14 protein-coding genes are annotated in these 17,330 nt (G+C 52.4%); 7 read left to right on the top strand and 7 right to left on the bottom strand.

From position 1 onward, the window contains the following. Positions 1-13: 13 nt before the first annotated feature. Positions 14-379, bottom strand: a complete 366-nt coding sequence (locus tag GZZ87_RS00075; RefSeq protein ID WP_162071420.1) for a hypothetical protein — start codon at positions 377-379, stop codon at positions 14-16. 666 nt (positions 380-1,045) lie between these two features. On the opposite strand from GZZ87_RS00075, the gene GZZ87_RS00070 reads away from it, so the two are divergent. Then, a complete protein-coding gene (locus GZZ87_RS00070; protein ID WP_162028294.1) occupies positions 1,046-2,452 on the top strand; it encodes an integron integrase in 1,407 nt (468 codons plus the stop codon). A gap of 1,719 nt (positions 2,453-4,171) precedes the next feature. Next, positions 4,172-4,597, top strand: coding sequence for a hypothetical protein (locus tag GZZ87_RS00065; protein WP_162030922.1), 426 nt, complete (start codon positions 4,172-4,174; stop codon positions 4,595-4,597). Between the two features lie 578 nt (positions 4,598-5,175). Here the strand turns inward: GZZ87_RS00065 and ybeY are convergent. The 4 genes from ybeY to GZZ87_RS00045 all read right to left on the bottom strand — a co-directional run bounded on the left by ybeY (position 5,176) and on the right by GZZ87_RS00045 (position 9,699). Then, complete coding sequence (gene ybeY, locus GZZ87_RS00060; RefSeq protein WP_162028345.1) at positions 5,176-5,646, bottom strand: rRNA maturation RNase YbeY; 471 nt, start codon at positions 5,644-5,646, stop codon at positions 5,176-5,178. Beyond that, positions 5,609-8,083 carry an HDIG domain-containing metalloprotein gene (locus GZZ87_RS00055; protein WP_162071419.1) on the bottom strand — a complete coding sequence of 825 codons (2,475 nt, stop codon included), beginning with the start codon at positions 8,081-8,083 and terminating at the stop codon, positions 5,609-5,611. The genes ybeY and GZZ87_RS00055 overlap by 38 nt, the downstream gene beginning before the upstream one ends. 8 nt (positions 8,084-8,091) lie before the next feature. Next, complete coding sequence (locus GZZ87_RS00050; protein ID WP_162028343.1) at positions 8,092-9,042, bottom strand: PhoH family protein; 951 nt, start codon at positions 9,040-9,042, stop codon at positions 8,092-8,094. A gap of 81 nt (positions 9,043-9,123) precedes the next feature. Beyond that, positions 9,124-9,699 (bottom strand): HIT domain-containing protein, encoded by a 576-nt coding sequence (locus GZZ87_RS00045; protein WP_244648046.1) that lies wholly within the window; start codon positions 9,697-9,699, stop codon positions 9,124-9,126. A 151-nt stretch (positions 9,700-9,850) separates the two neighbouring features. Here GZZ87_RS00045 and GZZ87_RS00040 point away from each other — a divergent pair, with 151 nt between their 5' ends. The 3 genes from GZZ87_RS00040 to GZZ87_RS00030 all read left to right on the top strand — a co-directional run bounded on the left by GZZ87_RS00040 (position 9,851) and on the right by GZZ87_RS00030 (position 12,888). Beyond that, positions 9,851-10,903 carry an exosortase/archaeosortase family protein gene (locus tag GZZ87_RS00040; RefSeq protein WP_162028342.1) on the top strand — a complete coding sequence of 351 codons (1,053 nt, stop codon included), beginning with the start codon at positions 9,851-9,853 and terminating at the stop codon, positions 10,901-10,903. A 10-nt stretch (positions 10,904-10,913) separates the two neighbouring features. Beyond that, positions 10,914-12,401: a glycogen synthase GlgA gene (gene glgA, locus GZZ87_RS00035; RefSeq protein WP_162028341.1), complete on the top strand. Its 1,488-nt coding sequence runs from the start codon at positions 10,914-10,916 to the stop codon at positions 12,399-12,401. A 61-nt stretch (positions 12,402-12,462) separates the two neighbouring features. Beyond that, complete coding sequence (locus GZZ87_RS00030; protein WP_162028340.1) at positions 12,463-12,888, top strand: Minf_1886 family protein; 426 nt, start codon at positions 12,463-12,465, stop codon at positions 12,886-12,888. A gap of 124 nt (positions 12,889-13,012) precedes the next feature. Here GZZ87_RS00030 and GZZ87_RS00025 read toward each other — a convergent pair whose 3' ends face one another. Then, positions 13,013-13,588, bottom strand: coding sequence for a hypothetical protein (locus GZZ87_RS00025; protein ID WP_162028339.1), 576 nt, complete (start codon positions 13,586-13,588; stop codon positions 13,013-13,015). Between the two features lie 498 nt (positions 13,589-14,086). On the opposite strand from GZZ87_RS00025, the gene GZZ87_RS19860 reads away from it, so the two are divergent. Beyond that, on the top strand, positions 14,087-15,442 hold the full coding sequence (locus GZZ87_RS19860) for a M16 family metallopeptidase (RefSeq protein ID WP_162071417.1): 1,356 nt from the start codon (positions 14,087-14,089) through the stop codon (positions 15,440-15,442). A gap of 2 nt (positions 15,443-15,444) precedes the next feature. Next, positions 15,445-16,182, top strand: coding sequence for an insulinase family protein (locus GZZ87_RS00010; RefSeq protein ID WP_162071416.1), 738 nt, complete (start codon positions 15,445-15,447; stop codon positions 16,180-16,182). Between the two features lie 58 nt (positions 16,183-16,240). On the opposite strand, the gene GZZ87_RS00005 is transcribed toward GZZ87_RS00010, so the two are convergent. Continuing rightward, positions 16,241-16,432: a hypothetical protein gene (locus tag GZZ87_RS00005; protein WP_206753323.1), complete on the bottom strand. Its 192-nt coding sequence runs from the start codon at positions 16,430-16,432 to the stop codon at positions 16,241-16,243. Positions 16,433-17,330: the final 898 nt, after the last annotated feature.

The raw sequence follows: 17,330 nt of genomic DNA, 5'->3' as shown, positions 1-17,330 counted from the left end.
TCGAATTTTCATTTTAGATGATGATGTGAGATTCACTTTCGATCCGCCAACCTGACTTATCGAGTATGACGTGGATTAATTTTGATGGCGTGCCATCCGCGTCATCGAGGTAAATTTTCACTGTAGAGCCAGTTTCGAAGCTTCTGTTTTCGGGGATAGCAACCATTGAAACTCTATTCAGCCTGTAACCCTTTGCTTTTAACGGTTCTAGCATCTCATCAATCAGAACCCTTGGGATCGCTTCATTAACGCGAATGGGGGTTATTTCTTTCTTTTGTTGGTATATTACGAAAATCCCGATGATCAGAACGAGATTCAATACCGCCGAGATACGTAATGCCTTTTTCATTTTATTTTCGAACAGTGTTAAGTCATTCATTCAATGAATGATATCAAGGGTGCGGGGTGTGTGGTTTTTATGGGAACTGCACTTCATCTGGTTAGTTTGGGACGTCTCTATTGTAGTGCTAGTATGGGATTGATCAGAATTAAGATTTGGAAGGTAAATCTATAGGGCGTTGCGGAGCAAGGTTTTGTTTCCGGCAAATCGTGCATTCAGAGGGCTTTTTCAAAACGAATGCATGATATCACTTTTATGAATATATGCGTTAGCCTGCGTCCTGGAGGTGTAAGAGTCTTATAATCAGTGGATAGTGGTTTGTTCGTTTTGGTTCTAATGAGTAATTCGTCCCGTCGAATCGTGCATTCAAATGTGCACGATTTTCGCCTGTTTATCACTGGCCAATCGGGTTCAATCCTAGTATTCATGGTGTTTGACGTTTTTTTACGCGTTTATTAGATGAGCCATATTGGTAGTTTGCGTATTTTCGCATTTTTGGGGTTTTAAGCGGGGTGATGGTCTGAATGAATGATATCACTATTGGGGAATCCCCTAGGAATTTCCTGTGAATTACGTAAGTGACTCATGTGCAGTAGATAATAGAGTGGGTTGTTCGTGTGAGGCTTTCGTGTTTCCGGCGAATCATGCATTTAATTGCGTCTGAAATTTGATTTTAATGAATTTATGATCACCATTTAGGTTGTTATGAAAACCATACAATTTCCCCGTTGGGCTGAGGTGTTGGGGGCCTCGGATTTTCCGCAGAAAGATCGCGAAAGCTACAAAGTGACGCTGCGTTGGTATTTAGGTTGGTGTCATCGTCATTCAGTGGGTTGCAATGTAGAGTCGGCGCGTGATTTTATTGATTGGGCTAGGCAGGAGAAACAGGCGAATGAGTGGATGGTGGAACGTTGGCGTGAGCCGATTCGGTGGTTTTTTGTGACAGCTAAGGCGCAGGCCTTAGGAAAATCTGATGTAGGTCTGCCGGAAATGGCGAAGCAAAACCTGAAAGCGGAAACACTGAAAGCTGAGAGTGATGGTTGTGGGAAGGTCGAAGGTGCGAAGGTGGAGCAGTCTGCCTGTGTCGCGAAGCCGGTCTCAAGTTGGAAATACGAATCAGTCAATGATACGTCTGCGGAACGGATCGAGGGGCGCACTGGCGATGAAAATGAGATATTAAAGGTCATGCGTCGGCTGGGGAGGGCGTTGACGACGGAGCGCAACTATGTGCGGATCTACCGAGATTTCGTAAGGCAGAGTGGAGTGCGTGCGGGTGTTGAGATGAAGGCCGCGCAGGTGAAGTCGTATTTGGACTATTTAGCGATGGTGCGGGAGGTTGCTTCGTCGACACAGAAGCAGGCGCTCAATGCGTTGGTGTTTGTGGCTGAGAAAGTGTTTGAACTAGAGCTGGGTGATATTGGGGATTTTGCGCGAGCAAAGAACCGCAAGAAAATCCCAGTGGTGATGAGTAAGGATGAGACACGTCGCTTCCTTTCAAAGATGAAGGGAGAGAAGTGCCTGATGGCGCAGGTTCAGTATTCGACAGGGTTACGTATTTCGGAGCTGTGCCGTCTGCGTGTGATGGATTTAGATTTTGAACGCCATCAGATCATCGTTCGCAACGGTAAGGGCGGTAAGGATCGTGTCGTGCCACTCTCTGAAAAATTGATTGAGCCACTGAAGGCGCATTTGATGGAGGTGCGTGTATTGTTTGAGGAAGATATGCTTGATGAGAGTATTGCTGGCGTGTATCAGCCCGCAGCCTTAGCGCGTAAGCATAAGAACGCAGGCAGAGACTGGCGCTGGCAATGGCTCTGGCCGAGTCGTAAAATCTCGACAGACCCGCGTGGCGGATTGCGGCGGAGGCATCATGTATTGCCTAATGCGTATCAGCGGGCGGTGTATGAGGCGGGTAAGCGTGCGGTGCCAATGAAGCGGATCACCAGCCATGTGCTGCGGCATAGTTTTGCGACGCATTTGCTCGATGATGGGATGGATATCCGCACAGTGCAGGATCTGCTGGGCCATGCGAATGTGGAGACGACGCAGATCTACACACATGTCATGAAGAAGCCTGGGATGGGGGTGCGTAGTCCGCTGGATTCGTTGTGACTCGGCTGACTCGGCTGCACCGAGAGTGAGCGCCTGCGGCGAGTGACCGCGTAAAGAGCTTCGCTCCACGCGGCTTTGAAGTGGAAGTGAGAGTGTTAGTGAGAGTGGGAAGTGTTAGTGCGAACGAAACGGTTGGTGAATCGTCACGCTACGGCTGGGGCTCGGTGGACAGACAGGACGGAGGTCTGCGGCACGACTGAGCTCGCCGAAGTCCGTAGATGGCGTCGCGTAAAAGACGATGTCTCACGCGATGGCAGTAATGTCTGTGTCACGGCGGTCTCGCGCGGATGGCTTATTGGGCTCTGTGCTGGGCATTCTTTTTGACTACTAAAGGCACGAAATATGCGAAACTCCTCTCTCTCTCTCTTCGTGCTCTGTTGCGTCGTTCAGGCTCCGTGCCTCTGTGCCCTCCAGTGACCATCGGGAACGGGTGGTTAAAAGATGCCTTGGAGGTGCACGGTTGCCACGCTACGGCTTGGGCTCGGTGGACAGACAAGACGGAGGTCTGCGGCACGACTGAGCTCGCCGAAGTCCGTAGATGGCGTCGCGTAAAAGACGATGTCTCACGCGATGGCAGCAATGTCTGTGTCACGGCGGTCTCGCGCGGATGGCTTATTGGGCTCTGCTGGGCATTCTTTTTGACTACTAAAGGCACGAAATATGCGAAACTCCTCTCTCTCTCTTCGTGCTCTGTTGCGTCGTTCAGGCTCCGTGCCTCTGTGCCCTCCAGTGACCATCGGGAACGGGTGGTTAAAAGATGCCTTGGAGGTGCACGGTTGGTGAATCTTCACGCTACGGCTGGGGCTCGGTGGACAGACAGGAATGTCTGTGTCACGTCTTTGGGCAAAACGAATTAGGTGTCTCACAAAGGCACAAAGCTCACAAAGTCCGAGAATGTGGGAGGCTTTCAGTGGCAGTTGTCTGGGCTTAGTGCCTTGAGCGTAGCGGGCGTGAGCTGTTGCAGATGCAACGGTCGATACTGGTTTAGGCGTCGAAGAAGCTATGCCCAGACTAGTCTTGTTTCCGCTTACTGAGACTTTGTTAGGTCGATTGATATGTTGTAATAATCTGCGTCCATCTGCGAAATCTGCGGTTAGACAATACAGAGCCTGAGTTTGGAATACGTTGGTTCGGTTGAGACGTTCGATGAATCTTCGCGCTGCGGCTTTGGCTCGGAGGCTTGTGCTCGGTGGACAGACAGGAATGTCTGTGTCACGGCTTGAGGCAAAAGGGATGAGGTGTCTTTGTGCCTTGAGCGAAGCGGGCGTGAGCTATTGCAGATGCAACGGGCCGAAACCTGCTCTTGGCTCCGCTACGCTTAGGTTCGGTGCTTTGGGTCTGTGGCCGAAACCAGTTCCTGGCTCCGCTACACTTGGGCTCGGTGCTTTGGGTCTGTGGTCGAAACCAGTTCCTGGCTCCGCTACGCTTGGGTTTGGTGCTTTGGGTCTGTGGTCGAAACCAGTTCCTGGCTCCGCTACGTTTGGGCTCGGTGCTTAAGTTCGTGGCATTCTGACATGCCCCCTTTTTCTTTTACAGGGTGGATTTGATGCCACTGGTATAATCAAGCGAACTTAGCGTGCGTCTCATTCGCTTGGCGAATCTCTATTGTGTTGTAAGCAACGGATGATCTAGGGCTAACTCCTGACTACTCGCTTCTAACTATTCTTTTTAGGATAATGAATGTTGAAGCTTTCGGCAGAAGTGCTTTGTATTTGCTGTATGAAACTTGAGTCCGCCATTGCCCGTATCCAGAAGTCATTTGCTAAGCTAAACGAGGCCTATGGTCGGCCTGTGTTTGACGAGCTCGCGATCATTCAAGTTTCGGAAGAGGTGACACTGACCTTGCATTATTATGAGGGGGCGCGTGAGGCTGCATTTCTCAATGAAATGATGGAAGATAGTGTGGCGCTGCGCAATGACGTGGGCGACACACGTAACAATCTCGGCGGTGAGTTTGGTTTCACGCGTGAGGGTGGCGGCGAAGGGATAGATGCTTATATCTGCCTTGGGCCGCGTATCTTTCTACTCTGTAATAATACGAAGCAGTCGATGGAAGAAGTCACCAAAGATGCGCGTTGGTTGACTGCTCAAAGTCAGTTCCTGAATGCGAGCCAGTATTTCGCAGTCGATCCGCTGACGATTTAACTTAAAAAGAGTAGTTATACCAACATGCGACTAAAACTGGTAAAAAGGTTTAACCGCAGAGATCGCTGAGTGCGCCGAGGAGATGGGGAGGGCTGCGTGAAATGCTCTGCGTCAGCTCTCAGCGTGCTCTGCGATCTCTAGCGTAGCGGGCGGTTAACAAATACAGCTGAAAAGTATTCACAGTGGTCTTCCCTTCGATGGCTACATACTACCAGAAAATATCAAAGGATAGTATTAGAATCTAGAAGGCAGTGGTTAGGAGCTGAATATCAGTGTTTTATGACGAATCTTCGATTCGCCAATTGGCTTCGCCCTTCGGTTGCACCCAAGGGCATAATAAAGTGTCGCTGCGCTCGGTAGGCGGTAGTGAATACACTCGTAAGCGTTTAATTACCAAGGACTAACTTGCTGCGCTATCTACGGACTTCGGCGAGCTCAGTCGTGCCGCAGACCTCCGTCTAACTTCTGAATCTAGGTTCATTTACCACCCACTTCACGCTTTTGTAACTCACGATGAGCTGCTGGTTCATGTTTTACTAGGTTTAGTCGCAGGGTGGTATTGCCCCGGTTCGACGTCCTCAGTCTTCAGGCTGGAGCTGGAAGTCGCTGCCCGCGGAGGCCTGATCGAGAATCGCTAGGGCTTGTTGCTCTGCGATGCGCATGGCTGCGCGGTCGGTCTCGTTGCGGTCGTCGTAGCCTGCAAGGTGCAGCCAGCCGTGCACGAGGTAGAGGCTTAGTTCGCGGCTAAAGGGCTCGCCGAGTTCTGCAGCGCGACTGCGGGCGTGGTCGACGGATACGATGATCTCGCCGGCCGATTCCATTTCAGTATTTGCAGGAAAGGTGATGACGTCGGTGGCGCTGGGATCGCCCATGAAGTCGTCGTGTATTTGACCGATGGTGGCATCATCGACGAAGACGACCGAGAGCTCGCCCGCTGTGATGGGAAAGGCGGCCGAGGCTTCGAGCGTGCGAAACAGTTTTTCAGCGTCTGCGATTGGCTCGCAGAGCTGTTTATACTGGTTGCTTATTTCCAGATGGAGACGGTTCATTGTCTTGAGGTGATTTTTTGCTGTCTGCTTTGGCCTGCTTTTCGTTGATCTCTTTCGGGTATTCTACGCGGGAGTGTAGCATGTTGAGCAGTGTGTAGGTGAAGCTGCTGCGGATTTCGTGCAACTCCTTGAAGGTGAGTGGGCATTCGTCGAGTTGGCCGTCTGCGATGCGGCTCTTGAACATACTGTCGATGAGCTCTTCGATGGCGGGCTGTGTGACTTTTTTGAGGCTGCGGCTGGCGGCTTCGACGCCGTCGGCAAAAAAGATGATGGCGCTTTCTTTGAAGGCCGGGCGTGGACCATCGTAGCGATAGGTGCTTTCGTCGACCTTTTTACTCTCTTTGATCTTACCCGTTTTTTCCGGGAAGGGGAGCTTGGTTTGTTTGTTCTGCTCTTGTTGTGCCTGGTGGTAGAAAAAATGAATGAGTCCGGTGCCGTGGTGTTGGCGGATCACATCAATAATGACGCGTGGGAGCTTGTGCTTGCGTGCGATTTCGACGCCTTCTTTGACGTGGGCTTTGATGACCAGCGCACTCATTGAAGGGTTCTTCTCATTGTGTGGGTTGATGCCGTCTTTTTGATTTTCTGCGAAATACTCTGGTTTGACGAGCTTGCCGATGTCGTGGAAGAGGCAGCAGACGCGGCAGAGTAATGGGCTGGCGCCGATGGCGGCTGCGGCATTTTCCGAGAGATTGGCGACCATCAAGCTGTGGTGGTAAGTGCCGGGTGCTTCCATCTGCATGCGGCGCAGCAGCGGGTGGTTGAAGTCGGTGAGTTCGAGTAGTGTAATCTCGGTTGTGATTTGGAACGCTTGCTCAAAGATCGGTAGTAAGCCGACGGCTAGGACGCCAGAGAGCACGCCGACGATTAGAGCGATGATCGCTTGTTGGCCGACGAGTCCGATCGAGAGATTGCCGAGTAGGCCGAGCAATGCTCCTGTCATGGCAGAGGCAATACCGGCCATGAGTCCTGCGCGAACGAGCATGGCACGCTTACGAATGTTTGCGGATATAAAGCTGCCGACCACACCAGATAGGAATGCGATGAGGAGGAATTCGACGGAATTGCCCTGGATGATGCCAAAGAGAACTGCGATGATCAGTGCGGTAATGACTGCGGGTGCAGTGCCTACGAGCACTGCAACAATCATGGGTGCCAGCGCATAGGGGGCAATGTAGGGGAGCATGCCCAGTGAGGGGCGGTTGTTGAGTAGGGCGATATCGCCGATCTCCATAATCAGGCGAATGATGAGGAGGTTGAGCAGAATGCTGACTGCGGTAATGGCGATTGCGCGGTTACGCTTATGGAAGTTGCGCAGCCCTCTCTTTACGAAAATCATCACTGCGACTAGCAGTATCAGTGTGAGGGTGACGCGCTCGAGGAAGAGTCCATTGAATATCAGAGAGTTGCCTCTGTGTTCGCGTTCGACCTTGCGGTAAGTTTTCAAGCATTCGATGTCGAGTTCGGTGATGATGGAGCCTGGCTCGACCAGCGTATCGCCTTCTTTGTATTCGATGACGGGCGGTTCGATTTCACTGATGGCGCGCTCAATGGCACGGTTGGTGCCTGATGCGCTGTAGAGTAAGTTCGGGTGTAGGCCTGCTCTGAAAATATCGAAAAGTGCGCGGGCGGTGGTTCGGTTGGCAGACAGTGCGTCGAGCCGCACGCGTAGCGCGACGAGTGCATCGTCATATGAGCGGGATGAGGGTAGGTTGTAGCGACCCTCTTCGTCGATGAGCTGGATCATCGTCACTTGGGGCGATTTTCCGTCCGTGTTTAGGTTGGAGTAGATGCCGTCTTCGTAGAGTGATTTGAGGACGTTGAGTGCGTCGTTGGTTAAGACGGAACGCTCTCTGGGGTTGGTTTGGTTGGTGAATTGGGTGATTCGCTTTGGGGAAATTTTAAGACCAGTGGTTTCTATGAATGACTTGGCTGTGGCCTCTAGCTCTGCAGCGACGGCTTCATCGCCTTCCGCCTCGTGATCAATCAATGTCTTCGCGATGCTAGTATTGAGCTCGTTGATGTTTGCGCGGAACTCATCGTATGGTTCGAAGGTGCGTTGGAAGACTGGGGGCACTTGTGCCCGCACGGCATGCTTTTGCTCTTCGAGTAGCACTTTACTGCTTTGTTGAAAGGCGAATTCTGCGACAATACGTGAGGCTGCGGGGTGTCCGAGAATCACCTGCGGGCCTTTTGACTTTTGCCCGAGGAAACAGATGATGACGACGAGTGCGGTGAAGAGCAGGAAGAGCCCCGTTTCGACAACGCGACTGGTCTCGAAAAAGTGAGAGGCTCCAATACGATCAGCGCCTCGGCCCGCGTTTTCGTTTTTTACGGGGAGTTGCTGGTCTTTCGCTTTGCGCGAGGATTTTTTTTGAAAAATGCGGCCATGTTCTTGTGTGGTTCGACTTAAAGTCAGGTGTGAGCGTGGTTGCAAACGCTCAATTACTCGGCGCTACGGGCGTAGGCGTTGATGATGCTTTGCACGAGGGGGTGTCGCACGACGTCTTGTCCGTCAAAATGGAAGAGCTGCAGGCCGTCGATGTTCTTGAGTAGGCGAGTGGCTTCTTTGAGGCCAGATTGTTTGGCCTTGGGTAAATCGATTTGAGTGATGTCGCCAGTGATGACCATACGGCTGCCATCGCCGAGGCGCGTGAGAAACATCATCATTTGCTCATGCGTGGTGTTTTGCGCCTCATCGAGCACGACGAAGGCGTTGGCAAGTGTGCGGCCGCGCATATAGGCGAGGGGGGCGATCTCAACGATGCCGCGCTCGACCAGTTGCATGGTTTGCTCTTTGCCCATCATGTCGTTCATCGCGTCATAGAGTGGGGTCAAATAGGGCAGGATTTTCTCCTGGAGTTCACCTGGTAGGAAGCCGAGTGCTTCGCCCGCTTCGACGGCGGGGCGGGTGAGGATGATGCGCTCGACGTTGCCCGCCATGAGCTCTTTGAGCGCCATTGCCATGGCGAGGTAAGTCTTGCCAGTGCCGGCGGGGCCGATGCCGAAGGTGACGGTGTTCTTCTCAACGCACTGTAGGTAGCGCTTCTGGCTGAGCGTTTTGGGGATGATGCTGATTCGCTGTAGTTTGATCACCAATGGGTTGTTGTAGATCTCTTGCAGTTCTTCGGACTTGCCCTCGGCGATGCAGCGTAGGGTGTAGTGAAAGTCGGAGGTGCGGATGCGAATGCCTTGCTTGTTCGCGGCTTCTAGGAATTTGAACAGGTCTTTGACTTGGGCGATGCCTTCGGCAGAGCCTTCGATGCTGACCCAGTCGTCGCGACTGGCGAGGGTGACGTTGAGCATGCGCTCGGCTTCGATGAGATTACGCGTGTCGTTGGCGTAAAGCTCGCTCAGTAGGCGTGAACTCGGGAAATGTATGGATTCTGTAGGCACCGGGAAATTCGATAATAGGATTGAGTGCGTCGCGGTGGAATGGGAGGGGGCGCGACGGGGAGTGGATGAATGACGTTCAGCTTAGCTGTCGTCTTCGACGAAGGCGTGGAGACGCTCCCACATGAGATCCATCGCATCGGGCAGCACACGTGTGTTGCCGATCACGGGCATGAAGTTGGTATCGCCTTCCCAGCGGGGGACGATGTGGCAATGTAGGTGACAGGGAATGCCAGCTCCGGCGGCTTTGCCAAAGTTGAATCCAGTGTTGAAGCCGCTTGGGCGTAGGGCGCGAGTCAGGATTTGTTGCCCTTTGACGATCAAATCCATCAGTTCGTGGCGCTCCTCGGTGGTCATGTCTTCGAGCGTGGGAACTTCGCGGAAGGGGAGCACGAGTAAGTGACCTGCATTATAAGGGTAGCGGTTCATTACGATGTAGTTCCACTGCCCGCGGTAGAGGATGTATTCCTTCTTGTCGTCGCCGCTTTGGTGGATCTGCGTAAACGGATTACCGCCTTCGTCGGGGTTTTTAGGCGCGAGGATATAAGGCATCCGCCAATAAGCGTGTAGGCGCTCCATGGCTGGCGGAAGTTGGGGAGATGAACTATCAGAAGCTGTATCGACCATAAAAATGAACCCGTAATGATAGAGGGTTATCATGGGTCGTCGATTATTTATTGAGGAGACTTTTTAAGTGTGTTTTCTCGGTTCCCTTCTCTTTTAGTGACTTTTTGAGGGTTGCCATCCCGAAGGGCGGCTTCCATTAAATATGCTCTTTAACTGATCAATTTTCGCCTTTTTTGTCTGCATCGTGAGTGATACTGCCCCAGCTTTTTCTTTTAAAAACCTAGCCCGCGATCAAATCGTAGCCGTGGTCATGCTCCTTGGCTTCGCATTCTATATGATCTGGGACCAGTTCTACTGGTGGGGGCAGCGTGAAGATTATAGCTTTGGCTATCTGGTGCCGTTGTTTGCGGCTTATGTGCTATATGATCGGTGGCCGATTATTCGCAGTTATTTATTAAAGGGCGATGCGCCAGGTGCCGAGACCACTTCTGGTGCGCCGAGTGCCTCGGGGTTGACTCAATTGTGTGAATGGATCGCGTATGCGGCCTTTTTTAGCGGGTTAGCTCTGTTTGGTATTGGTGCGCTGTTGCGCTCAGTGACTGGTCCGCAAAATCCGGCTTCGTTGGCGATTGCTGCTGGCTTTTCTGGGCTGCTGCTGAGTGTGGTCTTTATCATGACGAAGGAGCGCGTCGATGGTGAGCCCATGTCGTTGAAGAGTCGCCTGATGTTGACCGCGTTGTTTATGTTTCCCGCGATCATTTGGCTGATTTCTGCACCGATGGTGTCTGTGGTCGAGAAGGAGATTCGTGTGTTCTTGCTGACGAAGGTGACGATCGTGGTGTTTAACCTATTTGATGTGTTGGGCTACGAGTTGGAGCGCGAGGGCAATGTCTTGATTCTTCCGGAGGGGCAGGTTGGTGTGGAAGAGGCGTGTTCGGGGATCCGTTCGCTGACGGCTTGCTTGTTTGCTGGCTCGTTTCTGGCTTCTGTCTTCTTAAATCGTTTCTGGAAGAAGATCTTATTGGTTGCGGCAGCGATGGGGTTTGCGGTGCTGACAAATATGATCCGCAGTGTGTTCCTGACGATGTGGGCGTATCAATATGGCTCAGAGGCGATCGATGAGCACTGGGTGCTACCTCTGATCGGAGATATCGGTAGTGTGCATGATGTGACTGGGTTTGCGATTCTTGGGTTTACCTGCATCGGGCTGATTTGCTTGTTACCAGTGTTTAACTTCAGTCTGAAGCACTACGAGCCGCATCCAGATGTATTTGATGCTACTGCCGGCGAGGAGTAGCGCGTGCTCGATGGCGCAGAAACGTAAGATATTGATGGTCGCGCCAGAGGCGGTGCCCTTTGTGAAAGTCGGGGGCCTAGCGGATGTCGTCGGTGCGTTGTCGAAAGCGCTTGATGCGCGTAGGCATGATGTGCGCATTGTGATGCCGAAATATGCGGGGCTGAAGCAGATCGAGTCGGCTCGCCCACTCGATGCGCCTTTAGTGGTGAAGCTGGGTGGACATGAAGCGTATGCACGAGTTTGGGAGTGTGAGTTGCCCGGTTCGACGGTCGTGTGTTACTTGTTGGAGCATAACCAGTATTTCGACCATCCGTCAGTGTATGGAGGCGGGCCGTCTGGCAATGAAGACGATAATGCCCAGCGTTTTACGTTTTTGAGCCGTGCCGCGATCGATTTGTGCACGTATTTGGACTGGGTGCCAGATGTGCTGCATTGTCATGATTGGACAACTGGATTGGTGCCGATTTATTTAAATACGACTGAGCGTGAGCAGCCGATCGGGCGTGCGGCCTCGTTGATGACTTTGCACAATATGGGGCACCAAGGCTGGTTTCATCGTGACCTTGTGGATTTCGCGGGTTTGCCATCGTCAGTCTTTCGCGCTGATAGTTTGGAGTCGATGGGGGAGTTAAATATGCTAAAGGGCGGAATCTATCACGCATCGAAGGTATCTACGGTAAGCCCTAGCTATGCGCGTGAGATCCAAGAGCCCGAGGGTGGTGGTGGCTTAGATCATGTGCTACGCTTTCGGTCTGCTGATTTGATTGGCGTGATCAACGGTATCGATGAATCTGAGTGGAGCCCGCAGACGGATGAGTTATTGCCTGCACGCTATTCGGTGGATGATTTGAGCGGTAAAGCCGTTTGTAAGGCGCAGATGCAAGAGGCCTATGGCTTGGCGGTTGATGCGGAGGTGCCTGTTTTTGCTGCGGTGGCGCGTTTGGTCGCTCAGAAGGGGCTCGATTTATTGGTAGCGATTAGCGATCAGTTGATGGCAGATCAGCAACTTCAGGTCGCGGTGCTGGGCACGGGCGAGCCTAGTTTGGAATCGGCATTTGAGGCTTTGGCGCAGCGTTATCCCGGGCGCTTCGGTGTGCACTTAGGCTTTAATAATGAGTTGTCGCACCTCACTGCTGCGGGCACGGATTTCCTATTGATGCCGAGCCGGTTCGAGCCCTGTGGCCTGAGCCAGATGTATTCGATGGTGTATGGCGCGCCGCCGATAGTCCGCGCCACCGGGGGGCTAAAAGATTCGGTGACTCAGTATGTCGAGGGCGAGGCTGGTGGCACGGGGTTCTTATTTCAAGATGCAACGCCAGCTGCATTGTATGAGGCGATTCGTAGGGCGTGCTCGATTTATTCTTTCCGGCCTGAGGAATATGCGAGGATTCAGCGCAATGGGATGCTCAGTGATTTCAGCTGGGAAGCCTCGGCGGGTGCATATGAAGATATCTATGGTTGGGCGATCGAAGCACGTAGCGCTGCGTATACCTATTGAGTTGAGATTGGTCGCCCCTGATGGTTGACGTGTGCCAAGATTCGATTTTTATTGAGTCGAAGTGAATGATCCAGCCCTAGATTTTAATGAAGTGATCCATACGATTCGTAAGGATGATCCACGCTATGCACGCGGTGCCTATTATTTCCTTAGGCAGGCGCTTGACTTCAGTATCAAAGAAATGGGCAAGCAGGGTAAGTTGGAGCAAACGAACCACTTGAGCGGTCAACAGTTGCTGGAGGGAATTCGCCTGTATGCATTGGAGCAATATGGGCCAATGACGCGCTCTGTGTTGGAATACTGGGGGATTACGAGTTGCCGAGATTTCGGAAATATCGTGTTTAACCTCGTCGCTTGCCGTGTGCTGGGGAAGACCGAGAAGGACAGCCCCGAAGATTTCAATGGCGGCTACGATTTTAAAACCGCATTTGAGGCGCCTTATATGCCTTCGGTTAAGCCGACAATTAAGCGCCCGCGCTTACGTTAAGTCCTCGCTGCATTTCGGCGAAAGGCCGTGAAGCGTGCCCACTTCTGCCTTCGGCGATTCGAATCAGCGTCACTCACTGAGTATACAGTCGAGTGGTTCAGGAATCCCTACAGGGGTTCGTCGATTATTCTGATGGGGGTGTTGAGGATGTGTTGTGTGGCGTGCTGTCTTCTTCGCGTTGTTCCAGTCGCGCTTCACGTTCTGTGAGCATCATGGATTGTTCGACTAGCGCATTCTCGCATTCTTCGATGTAGGTTTCACGCTTGCGTAATGTGTCGCGAGTGTCGCGCAGTGTCATTTCCTGTGCATCGAGTGTCTTCTTTAGGGCAGCGAGTGCGGCTTCTGCGCCGTCAGAGGTGCCTGTCGGTTGAGTTGCTGTAGACTCGACAATTTTCGTGCGGGCTTCTAGCAGCGCCTCGCGTTCGTTTAATTCGAGTTCGCGGGCACGAAAGTTTTTTTCATTCTGACTGAGTATTTCTTCGCGGTTGATGATGTCTGCTTGTAGCTCCAGCAGGCGTGCTTCCATGTCCTGCTGCGCGCCTGATTGGGCTGCGGGGAACTCGTCCATCGGGTCCATCAAAGGCTTAAAAGTTTGGTGGCCTTTGGACTTAGTAGCGACAGCTATGGCGGCCTTAAGGCTTAACTTCCGCTTCTGTTCGCGCGCGGGAGGTGGTGGAGGTAGGTCTTTGCTGGGCTTCATTTACGATGTTGGAAAGTCTTTGAATGGAATCGATGGTGCGATAATGGGGCACTTGTTCTGTAATATCAATGTTTGAGCCATGCATCGTGGCGCAGGGCAATGACTTAAACAAATTTATAACGTAAACTAGAGGTTGCTCTTGCGACTAAAATAGGGTGTTTCCTTTGAAAGTAAGTATCGAAATCGAGATACGAACAGGATTAGTTAGATCGCATATATGGATATTTCCACCAGTCAATTCTCTGCCGCTGCCTCGCATGATATTATTGAGCGTCTTTTCAAAGCGCCTGTCGAACGTCATGTCTTGGATAATGGGCTGACGCTCGTTCATCGCCCGGACTTCTCTAGTGAAGTCGTCTCGGTGCAGGTTTGGGTGAAGACGGGGAGTATTCATGAGGATCAGCTGATTGGTTCTGGCCTGTCTCATTACCTAGAGCATTTGCTGTTTAAGGGCACTGAAAAGCGCGATGGTAAGAGCATTAGCCGTGAGTGCATGGCATGGGCGGCGGGATTAATGCCTACACGACATTTGATCGCACGGTCTATTATATCGATGCGCCTTCGCAGGCGTTTGAACAAATCGTCGATGTGCTCTCTGATATTGTGCTGCATTCGACTCTGCCTGCTGATGAGGTCGAGCGGGAGCGCGATGTGATTCTGCGCGAAATTGATATGGGACTCGACGATCCAGATCGTCAACTCAGCCAAGCGCTCTTCCGCACCGCATTTCAATGCCACCCGTATCGTGAGCCGGTAATCGGGCATCGTGCGCTCTACGAGAAAGTCACACGCGAGGAACTGTATGCGTATTATAAATCTCGATACGTGCCGAATAATATCGTCGTGTCCATCGTCGGTGCAGTGACGCCGGAGGACTGCCTGCATGCGGTTGAATCAACATTCGGTCAAGTTGAGCGTGGACGTTTGGCGCCAGTGCAGATTGAGGAAGAGCCGGTGCAATTGGCAACGCGCCGAGAGGATATCGTGGGCGATTATAATATTTTTCGTGGTGGCCTCGGCTTTAAGGTGCCGCATCTGAGTCACCCGGATTCGCCGCGCTTGGATGCGTTGGCGCACGCGCTCGGCGGCGGCGAGAGTTCGTTGCTGTGGGAGCGCCTGCGCAACGAGCAAAAGCTGGTGCACTATATTGATTGCCGAAATTGGAATCCAGGTGGACGTGGACTGATGTGGGTTTCGTATGTCTGTGATCCAGAAAAGCAGAGCGAGGTGGAGGCGGCGATTCATGCTGTCATTCGTGACGTCTGTGAGTCCGGCTTGAGTGAGTCCGTTGTCGAGAAGGCGCGTCGGCAGGCATTGAGTGGCGAGATTAACGGCCGCAAGACTATGAGCGGGCAGGCGTCCCGCCTAGGGTTGGGGGAAGTCGTGATCGGTGATATTTACTATGGTCGCCGCTATTTGAAACGTTTGCAGTCAGTCACTCCGCGGGATTTACAAGCCGTCGCGAAGGCCTATTTGGTTGAAGAGGGGATGTCGGCGGTTACACTCGGGCCGAAACCTGAGGAGGCCGTCGCTGAATCGGAAGCTATGGCGGAAGTGCTGGCATTAGATCCGTTCGAGCTGGTCGAGTATCAGAGTGGGGCGCGTTTGTTGCTGCAGGAAGATAAGCGTCTGCCGAAGGTGCACCTTCGCTGTGTGCTGCGTGGAGGTCCGTTTTATGAGCCGACGAATCAGCGTGGTATCACAGAATTGCTAGCGGAGTTGTTGACCAAAGATACGGCAAATCGTAGCGCCTCTGAGATTTCAACTTTGATTGATAGTATCGGTGGAAGCTTTTCAGCGACCGGTGGTAATAACACGTTCAGCTTTGCGATCGAAGTCCTGCCACGGATCTAGAAGTGGCGCTCGATTTATTGAGCGATGCATTGACTTGCCCGGTATTTGAAGAAGCGACGTTCCGCACTGAGCTGGAAGCGCAGATTGCCAACTTAAAAGAAGAGGATGATGAAATTCTAGATTATGGCTTCCGTAAATTACGTGAGCGGTTCTTTGGTGAGCATCCGTTTGCGATTGCCTCGGATGGGCGCCTCGCAGATCTGGAGCAATTAACCCGCGAAGATGTGGTGGCGCATTTTGAGCGACTTGTGACTGCGCCTAATATCGTGCTATCGGTGAGCGGTGATTTTGATCGTTCGCACTTAGAGCCGCGCCTCAAGTCCCTGCTTGAATCCGGTGTTCCGACTACGCCGTTCGCGGTGGATGAAACGGCAGCCTATGCTGGCCCTGAAGAAGCGGTGGACATTGTCGAGCCGATGGATCGCGAACAAGCGGTCGTGCTTCAAGCCTATCCCGATGTGGGTATCAAGGATGAGCGCTACGTCGTCGGTGAGATGCTGAACGAACTCTTTAGTGGTATGTCGAGTCGACTATTTGAGCGCGTGCGCGAAGACAAGGGCATGGCCTACTATGTTGGTTCGAGCCGTATTATCGGCCTGCAGAGCAGCATGTTTGTTTTTTATGCTGGCACGCATCCCAGCCAAGCCGCTGAGGTCGTAACTGAGATCGACGCCGAGATTGCCCGAGTGATTGCAGGCGAGGTGACAGAGGATGAGTTGGCACGTTGCCGCACACGTTGAAAGCCGCGCGCCCGATGGGGCGGACAGACGATTGGCGCACGTGCAATGCACACTGCGATTAATCTGACTTACGAGTTGCCGGCTTGATGATGACGCAGAGCACGCGCAGAAGCTCGACCAGGTCGATGCGCCCGCCATGGCAGCATTCGCCAAGGAGTTCTTCGATGCGAAGCGTCAAGTGCGCCTCATCGTGCAGCCAGAAGCGTAATTTGCAGGGGCGTTGCTCGCGACGACCGCGCACCTGCAACATGTCGCATGTTTCAGGTGCGCTGTCTAAACCGGGGATTTATGTGCATGCGAAGCTGGGGTTCTGTTTTATTGAACCACCCGCTGCGCTCAAGGGCGCGAAGGCGCGGGGTTCAGGCTGAGGATCTTTTAACTTAAACCTAGATTCGGCAGTAGGCTTAGGTTCGATTTTATAAACTACGACGGAGGTCTGCCGTAGATGGCGTAGCAATCCTCAATTTACGCGACGTAGGTCTGCGGCACGACTGAGCTCGCCGAAGTCCGGAGATGGCGAAGCAATCTGACAGGTCGCCAAAATGGCGAAGAGCTTCTTACCCTTAGCTCACATCCATGAGCTATATAATACCAACATGCGACTAAAACTGGTAAAAAGCTTTAACCGCAGAGATCGCTGAGTGCGCCGAGGAGAAGGGGCGGGCTGCGTGAAATGCTCTGCGTCAGCTCTAAGCGTGCTCTGCGATCTCTAGCGTAGCGGGCGGTTAACAAATACAGCTGAAAAGTATTCACAGTGGTCTTCCCTTCGATGGCTACATGCTACCAGAAAATGTCAAAGGATAGTATTACACCACCTGAAGCACGTAGCATGACTCTAGTGGATGCTGGTTCAATGGTAAGCAATAGCGCCTATTCCTGCAATCTGAAGGTGCTCACTCCGTATTTCTAAATTGGTGGATCGCGGCGAAATTCTTGGGTTGTTCGCTGGTCGACGGGGTGGGGCGAAGTGGGGGATCTTCTGGTGGGAATAAATGTAGTTTATTCGCCTGTGAATAAGTCACTCAAATCCCTTAGCTGAAGTCACTTAAATCGCTTATCCACAACTTGTTCACACTGGATTCATTGGATAAAAACACTTGACGTGTGGGGCGAAATGGGGCGATATGGGGGGAATTGGTTTGGCCGGG

The organism is Lentimonas sp. CC4, assembly GCF_902728235.1.
Taxonomy (GTDB): Bacteria; Verrucomicrobiota; Verrucomicrobiia; order Opitutales; family Coraliomargaritaceae; genus Lentimonas.
Note: the sequence above shows the minus strand (reverse complement) of the source record. Positions and strands in the feature narration are given on the sequence as shown.

What these genes read in the sequence shown, in the direction of transcription:
- GZZ87_RS19860 (WP_162071417.1), top strand. Translation starts at nt 14,087, where the DNA reads ATGGGCGGCGGGATTAATGCCTACACGACATTTGATCGCACGGTCTAT.
- glgA (WP_162028341.1), top strand. Translation starts at nt 10,914, where the DNA reads ATGGCGCAGAAACGTAAGATATTGATGGTCGCGCCAGAGGCGGTGCCC.
- ybeY (WP_162028345.1), bottom strand. Translation starts at nt 5,646, where the DNA reads ATGAACCGTCTCCATCTGGAAATAAGCAACCAGTATAAACAGCTCTGC.
- GZZ87_RS00075 (WP_162071420.1), bottom strand. Translation starts at nt 379, where the DNA reads ATGAATGACTTAACACTGTTCGAAAATAAAATGAAAAAGGCATTACGT.
- GZZ87_RS00045 (WP_244648046.1), bottom strand. Translation starts at nt 9,699, where the DNA reads ATGATAACCCTCTATCATTACGGGTTCATTTTTATGGTCGATACAGCT.
- GZZ87_RS00070 (WP_162028294.1), top strand. Translation starts at nt 1,046, where the DNA reads ATGAAAACCATACAATTTCCCCGTTGGGCTGAGGTGTTGGGGGCCTCG.
- GZZ87_RS00065 (WP_162030922.1), top strand. Translation starts at nt 4,172, where the DNA reads ATGAAACTTGAGTCCGCCATTGCCCGTATCCAGAAGTCATTTGCTAAG.
- GZZ87_RS00005 (WP_206753323.1), bottom strand. Translation starts at nt 16,432, where the DNA reads ATGTTGCAGGTGCGCGGTCGTCGCGAGCAACGCCCCTGCAAATTACGC.
- GZZ87_RS00025 (WP_162028339.1), bottom strand. Translation starts at nt 13,588, where the DNA reads ATGAAGCCCAGCAAAGACCTACCTCCACCACCTCCCGCGCGCGAACAG.